The 15,652-nt window shown below is 76.3% G+C and carries 2 protein-coding genes; both read left to right on the top strand.

What is annotated here, in order from left to right; genetic code table 11:
* The first annotated feature begins 30 nt into the window (after positions 1-30).
* Positions 31-14,397, top strand: a complete 14,367-nt coding sequence (locus L3X23_RS12050) for a non-ribosomal peptide synthetase (protein WP_237192310.1) — start codon at positions 31-33, stop codon at positions 14,395-14,397.
* Complete coding sequence (locus tag L3X23_RS12045; RefSeq protein WP_237192309.1) at positions 14,394-15,650, top strand: GNAT family N-acetyltransferase; 1,257 nt, start codon at positions 14,394-14,396, stop codon at positions 15,648-15,650. Before L3X23_RS12050 ends, L3X23_RS12045 begins: the two co-directional genes overlap by 4 nt.
* The last annotated feature ends 2 nt before the right edge of the window (positions 15,651-15,652 follow it).

The raw sequence follows: 15,652 nt of genomic DNA, 5'->3' as shown, positions 1-15,652 counted from the left end.
CCCGCCCCGCTCCGACCAGTCGAGGAACCCATGGCTCCCAGCACGACCAAGCAGGAACTCCTGGCCCGGCGGATCGCCGCCGCGGGCCTGCACCGCGCGACCCCGGGGCCGAGCTCGCCGGTGGTGCGCGAGACCGGCCGCACGGACTTCCCCCTCTCGTTCGCGCAGCGCCGGATGTGGCTGCACCAGCAGATCGTCCCGGACAGCACGGCCTACAACCTGTGCATCGAGGTCTCCTTCACCGGGGAGGTCGACGAGCGGGCGCTCGCGGCGGCCTTCCGCGCGCTGGTGCGCAGGCACGAGATCCTCCGGACGACCTACCACGCCGTCGACGGGGTCCCCTGCCAGCGGGTGCACGAGGAGCTCCCGCTGCACCTGGAGGTGGCGGACCTCGACGGGACCTCCGTGGGGGACCTCGCCCGCGTGCACGCCGCGCGGCCCTACGACCTGGAGCGGGAGAGCTCGCTGCGGGTCGTGTTCGCCCGGGAGTCGGCGACCAGGCTCACGGTGCTGCTGCTCGTGCACCACATCGCGTGGGACGGGCTGACCTTCGCGGCGTTGTCCCGCGACCTCGAGCGGTTCTACCGGGAGGCGGCCGCGGGCGGCGACCTCCGCCCGGCCCCGCCCGCGGTCCAGGTCGCCGACCACGCCGCGGCGGAGCAGGCGGCCTGGGACGACGCGGGCCGGTCGGCGGAGCTGGAGTTCTGGCGGGCCCGGTTGGCCGAACCCGCCCCCGCGCTGTTCGACGGCATGGTGCCCGAGCACCCGGACGGCCCCGCCGAGGGCGGCGCGCGGGTGGACCGGCGGATGTCCGAGGCCGCCACCGACGGGCTCCGGCGGCTGGCCCGCGACCTCGACACCACCCCGTACACGATCTTCCTGGCCGCCTACACGGCGTTGCTGAGCCGGTACGGGTCCGCGGACGACGTCGCGGTCGGGACGGCCGTGCTCAACCGTGAGGACGCCGGCGTCACCGATCTGGTCGGCAACTTCGGCAACATCGTGGTGCTGCGCTCGCCCGTCCGGGTCACCGACTCGTTCCGGTCGCTGGTCGAGCGGGTGCGCCACGTCGCGGCGGAGGGCTTCGCCCACCAGGGCTACCCGTACGACAAGCTCGTCGAGAAGCTCAACCCGGAACGCACCGCGCGCGGCGGCGGCCTGTTCGACGCCATGCTGCTCTTCCTCACCCAGCAGATCGACGGTCCGCAGCTCCCCGGCGCGACGACCACCTGGTTCCGCACCGACAACGGGACGGCCCAGCACCCGCTGGCGCTGGAGGTGTTCCTCACCGCCGACGGCATGGACGTCGAGGCGACCTACGCGACGGCGACCCTGACGGGCCCGCTCGTGGCGCGCTTCCTGGCCGAGCTCGACGGGCTCCTCGCCGCCGCGGCCGACCGGCCGCAGGAGCGGCTCGGCGCCCTGCTGTCCGCGGGCGCTCGGTCGTCGGGCGCTCGGTCGTCGGGCACACCGTCCCCGCTCGCGGCTCCCGCGGGCACCCCGGCGCCGTCGGTCCCGGACCTGCTGCGGTCGCGGATCGAGCGGGAGGGCCGGGCCGCCGCGGTCGTGTCCGGGGACCGCGTCGTGTCCTACGCCGAGCTCGGCGCGCGGGCGGGCGCGCTGGCGGGGGAGCTGCGCGCCCGCGGGGTGGAGCCGGAGGACCGGGTGGCGGTGGTGCTGCCGCGCACCGACGACCTCGTCGTCGCCGTGCTCGGGGTGCTGGAGGCCGGGGCGGTCCTGGTGCCGATCGACCGCACCGCCCCCGCGGAGCGCATCGCCTACCTGCTGGCCGACGCGGCACCGCGCTGCGTGATCACCACCGGGGAACTCGGGGCAGGCCTGCCCGACGCCGCGGACGGGGTGCCGCTGGAGACGGTGCTGATGGAGGACGGCGCCCGGTTCCGGGCCGGCCCCGCGCCCGCCCCGGTGCGCGCCGCCGCAGCCGCCTACCTGATCCACACCTCGGGGTCGACCGGCCGTCCCAAGGGCGTCCTGGGCACCCACGCGGGCCTGGCGAACCGGCTCGCCTGGGCGCAGGAGCAGTGGCCGGTCGCACCGGGGGACGTCCGGCTGGCGAAGAGCTCCATCGGCTTCATCGACGGGGTCACCGAGCTGCTCGCCGCGCTGGCGGGCGGTGCCCGGGTCGTCCTGGCCGACGACCGCGCCGCGACCGACGTGGCCGCGCTCGCCCGGCTGGTCGCCGACCACGAGGTCGGCCAGCTCACGGCCGTCCCGTCGGTGGTCGCCGCGCTGACCGCGCTCCCCGGCGCGGACGTCTCGACGCTCGGTCGCTGGGTGTGCTCGGGCGAACCGCTCACCGCGGCCGTCACCCGGGACGCGCTCGCGGCCGCGCCGGGTTCGGTCGTGGTCAACTCCTACGGCTCCTCCGAGGTCGCGGGCGACGTCCTCGCCGGCGAGGTCGCCGGGGACGCAGCGGTGACCGTCGGTCGGCCGGTGCCGGGCGCCGAGGTCCTGCTGCTCGACCGCTTCCTCGTCCCCGTCCCCGCCGGTGTCGTCGGGGAGGTCTACGTCGCGGGCGTCCAGGTCGCCCGGGGCTACCTCGGCCGGTCGGCCCTGACGGCCGCGCGCTTCGTCGCGGACCCGCGCGGTGCGGGCGGTCGGCTCTACCGGACCGGTGACCTGGGCCGCTGGACGGAGGACGGCCGCGTCGCGCTCCTCGGCCGGGTGGACCACCAGGTCAAGATCCGCGGCGTCCGGGTGGAGCCCGGCGAGGTGGAGGCCGTGCTCGCCGAGCACGAGGCCGTCGCCGAGGCCGCGGTCGTCCCCCGGGCGGACGCCGTCGGCGGCGGGACGGCGCTGGTCGCCCACCTCGTCGGCGTCGAGGGCCGTGCGCTCGACACCGACGAGATCCGGCGATGGCTGCGGACCCGGCTGCCCGCGCAGCTCGTGCCCGCGTTCCTCGCCCCGATCGAGGCGCTGCCGCGCACCCCGGGCGGGAAGCTCGACCGGGCCGCGCTGCCGGACCCGCTGACCCACCCCGAGACCCGCCCCGCGGTCGCCTCCCGCCCGCCCCGGACCGACCGCGAACGCGTGCTGTGCGCGCTGTTCGCGGCGTCCCTGGGCCTGCCCGAGGTCGGCGTGGAGGACGACTTCTTCGCCCTCGGCGGACACTCGCTGCTGGCCCTGCGGCTGGCCAACCGGATCAAGGACGCCGTCGGCGCGGAGATCGCGGTCGCCGACCTCTTCGGCGCCCCGACCGTCGCCCGGCTCGGCGAGCTCCTCGACCGGCTCGACGCGCTCGACGCACCGCCCGCGCCCCCGCTGGTCCGGGTGCCGCGCACCGGGGACCTGCCGCTCTCGGCCGGGCAGCAGCGGCTGTGGACGGTGACCCAGACGGACGGGGCCTCCGCGGTCGACCCGGCGGCCTACAACGTCCCCCGGGTGTGGCACGTGCACGGGCCGGTGGACCTCGCCGCGCTGCGAGGCGCGTTCGAAGACGTCGTGGCCCGGCACGAGATCCTGCGCACGACCTACCCGACGGTCGGGGACTCCGTCGCGCAGCGCATCCACGAGCCCGGTGCGGTGCCGGTCGCGGTCGACGTCCTGGCCGTCGCGCCCGCCGACGTCGACGCCGCCGTGGCGGCGGCGGTCGGCCACCGGTTCGACCTCACCCGGGAGGCCCCGCTCCGGCCGACCGTGCTCGAGGTCGGCGCGGACGAGTGGGTGCTCGTCCTGACGGTGCACCACATCGCGGTGGACGAGTGGTCCTACCGGGTGCTGCTCGCCGACCTGTCCGCCGCGTACGCGGCCCGGCTCGGGGACGGTGCCGCGCCGCTCACCGCCCCGGCGCTGCAGTACGCGGACTTCGCGGCCTGGCAGACCGCGCTGCTCGGGCCGGACGACGCCCCGACGCCCACGGCCCGCCGGCAGCTGGACCACTGGGCCGACACCCTCGCCGGTGCGCCGGCCGAGGTGACCCTGCCCCTGGACCGGCCGCGCCCGGAGGTCTCCTCCGGCGCAGGCGCGACGGTCGGCTTCGCGCTCGACCCCGAGCTCACCGCCCGGCTGCGCGAGGTCGCCCACGAGCACCGGATCAGCATGTTCATGCTCCTGCACGCCGCCGTCGCGGCGCTGCTGGGCAAGCACGGTGCCGGGGACGACATCGTGCTCGGGACGCCTGTGTCCGCGCGGCGCGACCAGCAGCTCGACGACGTCGTCGGGTTCTTCCTCAACACCCTGGCCCTGCGGGTGGACCTGGGGGGCGACCCGACGCTCGCCGAGCTGCTGGGCCGGGTCCGCGAGGCCGACCTGGCCGCGCTGCGCCGCCAGGACGTGCCGTTCCAGCGGGTCGTCGGCCGGGTCAACCCCGAACGGGCGCCCGCGCGGCACCCGTTGTTCCAGGTCGAGGTCGTGTACCTGCGCACCGACGTCGAGCGCAGCGAGCTCGGGCTCGCCGGCGCGACCGTCGTCCCGCAGCCGCCCGGTGCGGGCACGGCCCGGTTCGACGCCGCCTTCCAGTTCTTCGAGGCCGGCGACGGCGGGCCGGGTGCCGCCGTGCACGGCGTCCTGGAGTACGCCGTCGAGCTGTTCGACGCCGCGACCGCCCGGGCCGTGGTCGAGCGGCTGCGCCGGGTCCTCGCCGCGCTCGCGCGCGACACCGGCGCCCGACTGTCCGAGGTGGACGTCCTGTCGACGGGCGACGTGCTCCGGCTGCTCGATCGGCGGACCGCCCTGCCCGCGGTCGCCGAGCGGCCGAGCACGCTCGCGGAGGCGTTCGCCCGGTCGGCCGCGGCCCGGCGGGACGCGGTGGCGCTGGTCGCGGGGGAGGACCGGCTGACCTACGGCGAGCTCGACGCCCGCGCGAACCGGGTCGCACGGCTGCTGCGCGAGCGCGGCTGCCTGCCGGGGGACCGGGTGGGGATCGCGGTGCCGCGATCCGCCGAGATGGTCGTCGCGCTGCTGGGCGTGCTCAAGGCCGGCGCGACGTACGTGCCGCTGGACGTCTCGGCCCCGGCCGAGCGGCTGGCCCTGATCCTCTCCGACGCCGCGCCCGTCTGCGTCCTGACGACCGAGGCGACCCGGTCCACCCTCGCCGCCGCGCGGACGCCGCTGGTGGTGCTGGACTCCGCCGCGGTCGTCGCCGAGCAGGCCGCCATGGGTGACGCCGCGCCCGAGGTGGGGCCGGTGCCCGCCGCGCTGCCCGCGTACGTGATCTACACGTCGGGCTCGACGGGACGGCCCAAGGGCGTGGAGGTGAGCCACCGGAGCGTGCTGGACCTGCTCGTCGCGGCGACGGCGGCGGGGACGGCCCGGCTGCGGGTCGACGAGACCGACGTGTGGACGTTGTTCCACTCGGTGGCGTTCGACGTCTCCGTGTTCGAGCTGTGGGGTGCCTTCGTCCACGGTGGACGCCTGGTCGTCGTGGACGCGATGACCGCGCGGGCACCCGAGCAGCTGTGGGAGCTGCTCGCCGCCGAGCGGGTGACGGTGCTGAGCCAGACGCCGTCGGCCTTCTACCAGCTGGCCGAGGCGGAGCAGGCGGGATCGGCGGACTCCCTGCGCTACGTGATCCTCGCGGGCGAGGCGCTGGAGCCGCGGCGGTTGCGCCGGTGGTACGAGCGGCACCCGGTGGACGCCCCGGTGATGGTGAACATGTACGGGATCACCGAGACCACGGTGCACACCACGTACCGGGAGCTGGACCTCGCCGCCGCCGAGGGGACCCGCAGCCCGGTGGGCGGCCCGCTGGGCGGCCTCGCCGTCCTCGTGCTGGACCCGCACCTGCGGCTGGTGCCCACCGGCGTGGTGGGCGAGGTGTACGTCGCGGGCGGTCAGCTCGCGCAGGGCTACGCCGAGCGCCCCGACCTGACCGCGGCCCGGTTCGTCGCCCACCCGTTCGGTGCCGACGGCGAGCGGCTCTACCGCTCGGGCGACCTGGCCCGGTGGACCGCCGCGGGCGAGCTGGAGTTCGTCGGCCGCGCCGACGACCAGGTCAAGCTGCGCGGCTTCCGGATCGAGCTCGGCGAGATCGAGGCGGCCCTGCTGGCCCATCCCGGCGTCACGCAGGCCACCGTGCAGGTGCGCGAGGACGTCCCCGGGCACCGGCGACTCGTCGGGTACGTCGCGCCCGCCGCCCACGATCCCGCCGACCTGCGGGCGGCGCTCGCCCGGACGCTGCCCGAGTACATGGTCCCCGCCGCCGTCGTGCCGCTCGACCGGCTGCCGCTGACCCTCAACGGCAAGCTCGACCGCCGCGCGCTGCCCGTGCCCGAGGTCGGGGAGCGCGCCGTGCGCGCCCCGCGGACCGAGGTGGAGACGCTCGTCTGCACCGCCTTCGCGGCGCTCCTGGGCCTCGACGAGGTGGGGCTCGACGACGACTTCTTCGCGCTCGGCGGGGACAGCATCCTGGCCACCCGCGTGACCGCCCTGGTCCGGGCGGGCGGCTACCGGCTCCGGGCGCGGGACGTGTTCACCGGCCGCACCCCGGCCCTGATCGCCGAAGCCGCCGAGGCCGCGGTGCCCGCCGACGCGGGTCCCACGGACGTGGACCTGCGCGCGACCCTGGACCTCACCGCCGAGGACGAGGCGGCCCTCGCCGCGGTCGCGGGCGGTCCGGTCGCCGACGTGTGGCCGCTGTCCCCCCTGCAGGAGGGGCTGTACTTCCAGTCGGTCTACGACGCCGACTCGGCGCGCATCTACGTCCTGCAGAGCCTGTTCACCGCCGCGCGCGTGTTCGAGGCGGACCGGCTGGCGGCCGCGCTGCGGACCCTGGTGGCGCAGACGCCGCTGCTGCGCGCCGGGTTCACGGCCACCGCCGCCGGGCGGCCGGTCCAGTTCGTGCGCGCGGCCGTCGACCCGGAGCTGGTGCAGGTGCACCTCACCGGCACCGACGACGAGGTCGAGGCGCAGCTCGCCGAGCTCGGCCGCCGCGAACGCGACCGCAGCTTCGACCTCGCCCGGGAGCCGCTGTTCCGGCTGGTGCTCGTGCACACCGGCGCCGGTCCCGACCGGCTGCTGCTCACCAACCACTTCCAGCTGTTCGACGGCGCGGCAGGCATCACCCTCGTCGACCGGCTGGTCGCGCTCTACCACGGCCGGGATCACGACACCGCCCCGGCGACGGCCGGCCCGGACTACGCCGACTTCCTGCGCTGGAACCTCGGCCAGGACGAGGCGGCGGCGCAGCAGGCGTGGCGGCAGGCCTTCGCCGGACTGGAGACGGGGACCGAGGTCGTCGGCGGCGCCCGCACCTGGGCGGAGCCGTCCCGGCGGGTCGGGACCCGCCTGGGCCCGGACCTGTCGGCCGCGCTGCGGCGTCTCGCCGCGGACCGCGGCGTCACGCTGAACGTGGTGCTCAACGCGGCCCTGGGCCTCGTGCTGGCCCACGCCACCGGGGACGACGACGTGGTCTTCGGCACCCCGGTCGTCGTCCACCCCGACGCCCTGCCCGGCATCAACGACGCGATCGGCCTGTTCCTCAACACCGTCCCCGTGCGGGTGGCCCTCGACCCGCGCGAGAGCGTGGGCGACCTCCTGGTCCGCCTCCAGGACGACCGGGTGCGGCTGCTCGCGCACTCCCACCTCGGCCTCGGCCGGATCCAGCAGGCGACGGGGCACGACCGGCTGTTCGACACCCTCTTCACCCTGCGCAACGCCTGGTACTCGTTCGCCGAGTCGCCGTCGCGCGCAGACATCGCGGACGTCGCGATCGTGGACGACTCGCACTTCCCGCTGTCCTTCGCCGTCAACCCGTTCGACGACATCGAGGTCACCCTCGACTACCGGCCCGACGGCGTCCCCGAGGAGACCGCGCGCACGCTCCTCGCGCGGTTCGAGGGGGTGCTCGGCCGGGTGGCAGCCGATCCGACGGCGCCCGTCGGGTCGCTGGCCGTGTCGGTGGACGCGGAGCTCGCGGAGCTGGAGCGGGCGTGGACGGCGGGGGAGCGCCCCGTCGGCGAGGCGACGGTCGCGGAGCTGCTCGGCGAGCGGGCCCGGCTGCACCCGGACGCCACCGCGCTCGTCTTCGGCACCCGGCGGGTGTCGTTCGCGGAGCTCGACGCACGCGTGTCCCGGCTGGCCAGGGTGCTGCGCGCGCGGGAGCTGGGCCCGGAGTCCGTCGTGGGGCTCGGGCTGCCGCGCAGCATCGAGACGGTCGTGGCGCTGTTCGCGGTGCTGCGGGCGGGTGCGGCCTACGTCCCGCTCGAGCTGGACTACCCGGACGAGCGGCTCAAGGAGGTCCTGGCCGACTCGGGCGCGGCGCTCCTGGTGACCGACGCCTCCGGGGCCGTCCGCCTCGGCCCGGCGGGTGTGCCGCTGCTGTGCCTGGACGACGAGGACGTCCGGGCCGAGCTCGCGGCCGCGTCGGCGGCGCCGCTGACCGACGCGGAGCTCGGGGCCTTCGGCACGGGGAACCCGCGCCGGGCCGAGTTCCCGGCCTACGTGATCTACACGTCCGGCTCGACCGGCCGCCCCAAGGGCGTGGTGACCCCCTTCGGCGGCCTCACCAACATGATGGTCAACCACCGGGACACGATCTTCCGGCCCGCGGTGGCCTCGGCCGGGGGCCGGACCCTCCGGATCGCCCACACGGTGTCGTTCTCCTTCGACATGTCCTGGGAGGAGCTGTTGTGGCTGGTGGAGGGCCACGAGGTGCACGTGTGCGACGAGCGGCTGCGCCGGGACGCCGTGGAGCTGGTCGAGTACTGCGACCGCGAGCGCATCGACGTCGTCAACGTGACACCCACCTACGCCCACCACCTGTTCGCGGCGGGCCTGCTCGACGAGGGCCGTCACCGTCCGGTGCTCGTGCTGCTGGGGGGCGAGGCGGTGCCGGAGTCGATCTGGGGTCGGCTGCGGGACACCGAGGGGGTGTGGGGGTACAACCTCTACGGCCCCACCGAGTACACGATCAACACGTTGGGGGCGGGCACCGACGAGAGCCCGACCCCGGTCGTCGGCAGGCCGGTCGCCAACACCCGCGACCGCGTGCTCGACGCGTGGCTGCGCCCGGTGCCCGCCGGCGTGGTCGGTGAGCTCTACATCTCCGGGGCGGGCCTCGCGCGCGGCTACCTGGACCGCTGGGGGCTGACCGCCGAGCGGTTCGTGGCGGACCCCTTCACCCCCGGCGCGCGCATGTACCGCACCGGTGACCTGGTGCGCCGCCGGCCCGACGGGCACCTGGAGTTCCTGGGGCGCAGCGACGACCAGGTGAAGATCCGCGGGTACCGGGTGGAGCTCGGGGAGGTCGAGTCGGTGCTGGCCGGCGTGCCGGGGGTGGCGCAGGCCGCCGTGCTCACTCGGCCTGACCCCGTCGTGCCGGGGCAGCGCAGCCTCGTGGCGTACCTGGTCCCCGACGGCCCGGTCCCCGACCGCACCGGTCTGCCCGAGGCGGTCCGCGCGCGGGCGGCGGAGCTGCTGCCGGACTACATGGTCCCCACCCTGTGGGGACAGGTCGACGCCCTGCCCCTCACCGTGAACGGCAAGCTCGACACCGCCGTCCTGCCCGAGCCGCGCCGGCTGCGGAGCCGGGCCGCGCGCCCGCCTGCCACCGAGACCGAGCGGGTGCTCTGCACGGTGTTCGCCGCCGTGCTGGGCCTGGACGAGTTCGGCGTCGACGACGACTTCTTCGGCTTCGGCGGCGACAGCATCTCCTCGCTGCAGGTGACGAACCAGGCGCGCAAGGCGGGTGTCCGGATCCGGCCGCGGCACGTGTTCGACGGCCGCACCCCGGCCCGGATCGCCGCGGCGCACGACGGCAGCGGCACGGGCGGCGGCACGGGCGGCGACAGGGACGGCGAGAACGGCGCCGCGATTGGCACGGCGACCGGCACCGCGACCGGCACCCCGGCGACCGGCACCGAGCGTCCCGCGCTGGTGCCCGGGCCCCGGGGCGGGACCGCGCCCCTGTCCGACGGGCAGCGCCAGCTCTGGACGATCTTCAGCATCGAGGGACCGGTCCCGACCTACACCATCCCGTTGGTCTGGCGGCTGACCGGGACGCTGGACGTCCCGGCGTTCCGCGCCGCGCTCGGCGACCTGCTCCTCCGCCACGAGATCCTGCGGACGGTGTACGTGCCGGAGGAGGGTGACGTGGTCGCCCGGGTCCTCCCGCTCGACGACGCACCCGACTGGTTCGGCCACCGGCGCGTCGACCCCGGTGAGGTCGAGGCCCTCGTCGCCGAGCTGTCCCGGTACGGCTTCGACCTCGGCGCCGAGCTGCCGATCCGGGCGGAGGTGCTGACGTGCGGCCCGACGGAGTCCGTCGTCGTGCTCGCCGTGCACCACATCGCGGTCGACGAGATGTCGTGGCGGCCCCTGGTCGCGGACCTGGAGCGCGCCTACGCGGCCCGGCTGGCGGGCCGCGACCCGGCGCTCGGACCGGCCACGGTGCAGTACGCCGACTACGCGCGCTGGCAGCGGGCCCACCTGGGGACGAGGTCCGCGCCGACACCCGCGAAGACGGCCCAGCTCGAGTTCTGGCGCGCCACCCTCGACGGCGTGCCCGACGAGACGAGCCTCCCCGCCGACCGGCCGCGCCCCGCCGTCCTGAGTGGACGGGGTGCGACCGTCGAGGTCCGGCTGCCCGCGGCGCTCACCGCCCGGGTGCACGCCGTGGCCGAGGAGCACGGGATGAGCGTGTTCATGGTCCTGCACGCCGCGGTGGCGCTCCTGCTCGGCAAGCACGGCGCCGGGGAGGACGTCGCCGTCGGGTCCCCGATCTCCGGCCGGGTCGACGCCGCGCTCCAGGACTCCGTGGGCTACTTCCTCAACACCCTCGTGCTCCGCACCCGGGTGGCGCCCGAGTCGACGGTGGGGGAGTTCCTGCGCCACGTGCGCGAGGTGGACCTGCAGGCCTACGACCACCAGGACACCCCGTTCGACGAGGTCGTCGACCTCGTGCGGCCCACCCGCTCGATGGGCCGCAACCCGCTGTTCCAGGTCATGCTGGTCTTCCTCGCGCAGGAGGCCAACCACGCCTCGCTGCGCCTGCCGGGCGTGGCGGCGACGGCGGAGCACCTGACGACCGGCACCTCGAAGTTCGACCTCGCCTTCAACCTGCAGGAGCGCGCGGGCCGGATCGGCGGGGTGGTCGAGTACTCCACCGACCTGTTCGACACCGACACCGTCCGCCGGGTGGCCGAGCGGCTCGAACACGTGCTGGACCAGCTGACCCGGGACCCGGCCGTGCGGCTGGGCTCGGTCGGCGTGCTGGCCGCCGCCGACCGGGCCGCGCTCGAGCGCGACCGGGCGGCCGGGGAGCGTCGGGTCGACGACGCCACCGTGGCGGAGCTGCTCGGCGAGCGCGCCCGCGTGTGCCCGGACGCCGTGGCCCTCGTGGCGGGGTCCGAGCGCGTGACGTTCGCGCAGCTCGACGCCCGCGTGTCCCGGCTGGCGCGGGCCCTGCTGGACCGGGGTGTGGGCCCCGAGTCCGTGGTGGGCATCGGCCTGCCGCGCGGGGTCGACACCGTCGTCGCCCTGTTCGCCGTGCTCCGGGCGGGCGCGGCCTACGTGCCGCTCGAGCTGGAGTACCCGGACGAACGGCTGCGCGCGGTGCTGACGGACGCGTCGGCGGCCCTGCTGATCACCGACGCGGAGTCGGCGCCCCGCCTGGCGGCGACCGGCGTCCCCCCGCTGGTCCTCGACGACCCCCGGGTGCGGGCCGAGCTGGCGCAGCGGTCGGGCGCCGCGGTGACCCCCGGCGAGCTCGGGGCCTTCGCGCCGGGGAACCCGCACCGGGCGGACCTCCCGGCCTACGTGATCTACACCTCGGGCTCGACGGGGCGGCCGAAGGGCGTCGTCACGCCGTACCGGGGGCTGACGAACATGATGGTCAACCACCGGGAGAAGATCTTCCGGCCCGCGGTGGCGGCGGCGGGCGGGCGCGTGTTCCGGGTGGCCCACACCGTGTCCTTCTCCTTCGACATGTCGTGGGAGGAGCTGCTGTGGCTGGTGGACGGGCACGAGGTGCACATCTGCGACGAGTCGCTGCGCCGGGACGCCCCCGAGCTGGTCCGCTACTGCGACCGGGAGCGCATCGACGTCGTGAACGTGACGCCGACCTACGCCCACCACCTGTTCGCCGCCGGGTTCCTCGACGCGGACCGCCACCGACCGCCCCTGGTCCTGCTGGGCGGGGAGGCCGTGCCCGAGTCCATCTGGGGTCGGCTGCGGGACACCGACGGGGTGTGGGGCTACAACCTCTACGGACCCACCGAGTACACGATCAACACCCTGGGTGCGGGCACCGACGAGAGCGCCACGCCCGTCGTCGGGCGGCCGATCGCCAACACCCGCGACCACGTGCTCGACGCGGGCCTGCAGCCGGTTCCCGCGGGCGTGGTCGGCGAGCTGTACGTCGCGGGGGCCGGTCTGGCGCGGGGGTACCTGGGCCGCGGCGCGCTGACCGCGGAGCGGTTCGTCGCCGACCCGTTCACCCCGGGCGGGCGCCTGTACCGCACGGGTGACCTGGTGCGGCGCCGACGGGACGGGCACCTGGAGTTCCTGGGGCGCAGCGACGACCAGGTGAAGATCCGCGGCCACCGGGTGGAGCTCGGCGAGGTGGAGGCGGCGTTGGCCGGCGTGCCGGGGGTGGCGCAGGCCGCCGTGCTCACCCGGCCGGACCCCGTCGTGCCGGGGCAGCGCAGCCTCGTCGCCTACCTGGTGCCCGACGGCCCTGTTCCCGGCGACGGAGCCGAGCAGCTGCCCGCGCAGGCCCGCGACGCCGTGTCCGCGCGGCTCCCCGGCTACCTCGTCCCGACCCTCTGGGCGGTGGTCCCGGCGTTGCCGCTCACGGTGAACGGCAAGCTCGACGCCGCGGCACTGCCCGAACCCGCGCCGCTGCGCGCGCGGACGGGGCGGGCGCCGCGGACGCCCGTCGAACAGCTGCTCTGCGAGGCGGTCGCCGAGACGCTGGGGGTCCCGAGCGTCGGGATCGACGACGACTTCTTCGATCTCGGCGGGGACAGCCTCTCCGCGATCGCGCTGGCCGGCCGGGCCCGCGCCGTCGGCCTGCCGGTGCGGGTGCGAGACGTCCTCCGGTACCCGACGGTCGCGCAGCTCGTCGAGCAGGGGACGGCCGCGGACGTCGACGAGCCCGCGGCGGATCCCGGCCTGGGCCGCGTCGGGCTCACGCCCGCCCTGCGGTGGCTCGAGAGCCTGGGCGGGTCACCGACCGGGCCGCACCAGGCGGGCCTGCTGCGGACCCCGCCCGGCGTGGACCGGGCCGCGCTGGTCGCCCTCCTCGGTGCGCTCCAGGTGCGGCACCCGGTGCTGGGCGCCCGGCTCGTGACGGACGACCGCGGCCGCTGGGACCACCTGCACGTCCCGGACCCGACCGGGCTCGACCCGGCGGGGACGCTGCGTCGGGTGCCCGTGTCGGAGGAGGATCTCGCCACGGTCGTGGCCCGCGAGACCGCCGCCGCCCGGGACGCGCTCGACCCGTTCTCCGGTGCCGTGGTGCGGTTCGTCTGGCTGGACCGCGGGCCCCGGCGCACGGGACGGCTGATCGTCGTCGCGCACCAGCTGGTCGTCGACGGAGCGTCCTGGCGCACCCTGGTCGAGGACATCGCGGCCCTGGGCGCGGGCGCCGCTCCGCCCGGTCCGGCGGGGACCTCCCTGCGGACCTGGGCGGACGTGCTGGCGGCGGTCGCCGAGGACCCGCGGACGGCGGACGAGGCGCCGCACTGGCGGGCGCTGGCGACCGGCGCGGCGCCGCTGACCGGTGATCCCGCGCCGCGGCAGCAGGCGGCGGACGCCCGCAGGCACCGACGGGTGCTCGACCCGGCGGTGGCCGAGACGGTGCTCGTCGGGTTGCCCCGAGCGCTCGGCGTCTCGGTGAACGCGGTCCTCCTCGCGGCACTGGACCTCGCGGTCACCACGGTGCTCGGTGGGGCGGGGGAGGGTGTGCTCGTCGACGTCGAGGGGCACGGACGGGTCGAGGGACTCCGGCCCGGTCTCGATCTCACGCGCACCGTCGGCCGGTTCACCGCCCTGCACCCCGTCCGGCTGGCGGGGGCGACGGACCCCGGCGGCCTCGACGACGCCGCCCGGCTGCTCGACGCCCAGCTCACCGGCCACCCGAACGGCGGGCTGGGGTACGGGCTGCTGCGCCACCACGTGCCGGGGGTGGACCTCGGACCGGCCGCCGACGTGTCGTTCAGCTATCTGGGCCGCACCGTCGTCCCCGCCGAGTCGGCGTGGTCCGTGGCACCCGAGTTCGCCGCGACCGACGTCGGCGCGGCCCCGGGCGTCCTCTCCGGACACGGCCTGGTCATCGGCGTGACCGCGGTCGACGACGGCACGTCGCTGCGGGTCGCGGCCGACATCCGCACCGGAGTACTGCCCACCGAGACCGTCGAGAGACTGGCGGCGCACTGGATCGGGACCCTCGAGTCCTGGGCGGTCCGTGCGGCCGCCCGCAGGAAGGACCAGCAGTGAGCACGACGTCCGAGGTCCGGACCGCCCGCCCGGCGCGGGTGGAACGGCTGGCACCGGAGCACTGGCGCTCCTCCTACGACCTGTTCATGGCGGGACTGCACCTCCCGGCCACGTCGGACGAGCGCTGGGCCCAGGTCGAGGGCCTCTACCGACCCGGGCTCGTGTACGGCAGCCGCGTCGACGACACGGTGGTGGCCACCCTCATGACCACCCCGCTGGGCATGGTCGTCCCGGGCGGCGGGGTACTCCCCGTCGCGGGCTCCACCGCGGGCGGCGTGCGGAGCGGCCACACGCGACGCGGGCTCTACGCCGCGCTGATGAGCACCCGGCTCCAGGACCTCGCCGAGGCCGGGGAGACCTTCCTCGTCGAGCGGCCGAGCGTGGCGACGCTGTACCAGCGGTGGGGGAGCGGCGAGGCGACGGCGACCCGCACCCTGCGCGTCCATCGCGACCGCTCGACCCCGCGTGCGGACCTCCCCGCGCCGACGGGCGTCGTCCGGCAGCCGGTCGACGGCGGGCTGCGCGAGGTCCTGGCCGCCGTGCACGCCCGCGCCGTGGCCTCCGGGGCCCGGCCGGGGATGGTGCACCGCTCCCCGGCCTGGTGGGACGCGTGGGACCCCTACCGGGGAGCCGCCCCGACGCTGGCCGCGGCGACCTACGAGGGGCCCGGCGGGGAGACGGGCTACGTGACCTGGGCCGTCGACTTCGAGGGTGTCGACGTGGCGTCGATGCGCCGGGTGCTGACGGTCGTCGAGCTCGTGGCCGGGTCGCCCGAGGTCGCCGCCGTGCTGTGGCGGTACCTGCTGCACCTCGACCTCGTCGAGGAGATCCGCGCCCCGGGCCGCCCGCTCGACGAGGCGGTGCCGTTGCTGCTGCACGACCGCCGGGCGTGCCGCGTCGAGGACACCCTCGACGAGATGTGGCTGCGGATCATCGACGTCCCCGCGGCCCTCGCCGCGAGACGCTGGGGCTCGGGGACCGGGTCCGACGGCGTCGTGGTCGAGATCGTCGACGAGCACCTGCCCGCGAACGGGGGGCGGTACCGGATCAGCGGCGCCGGGGTCGACCGCGTGGCCACGGACCCGCAGCTCACCGTGCCGGTCTCGGCACTGGCGGCGGCCTACCTCGGCGGCACCGCGCCCTCCCAGCTCGCCGCGGTCGGCCTCGTGGCCGTCCACGATCGCGCGGCCGTGCCGGTCGCGGACCGGCTGTTCGCGACCGGGGCCGCGCCGTGGTGCGGGACGATGTTCTGATC

Source organism: Pseudonocardia sp. WMMC193, assembly GCF_021728735.1.
Lineage (GTDB): Bacteria > Actinomycetota > Actinomycetes > Mycobacteriales > Pseudonocardiaceae > Pseudonocardia > Pseudonocardia oroxyli.
The sequence above is the reverse complement of the archived record's forward strand: the minus strand, read 5'-3'. Positions and strand labels throughout refer to the sequence as shown.

Excerpts from the sequence above, each read along its gene's own strand:
- L3X23_RS12050 (WP_237192310.1), top strand. The coding sequence starts at position 31 with ATGGCTCCCAGCACGACCAAGCAGGAACTCCTGGCCCGGCGGATCGCC.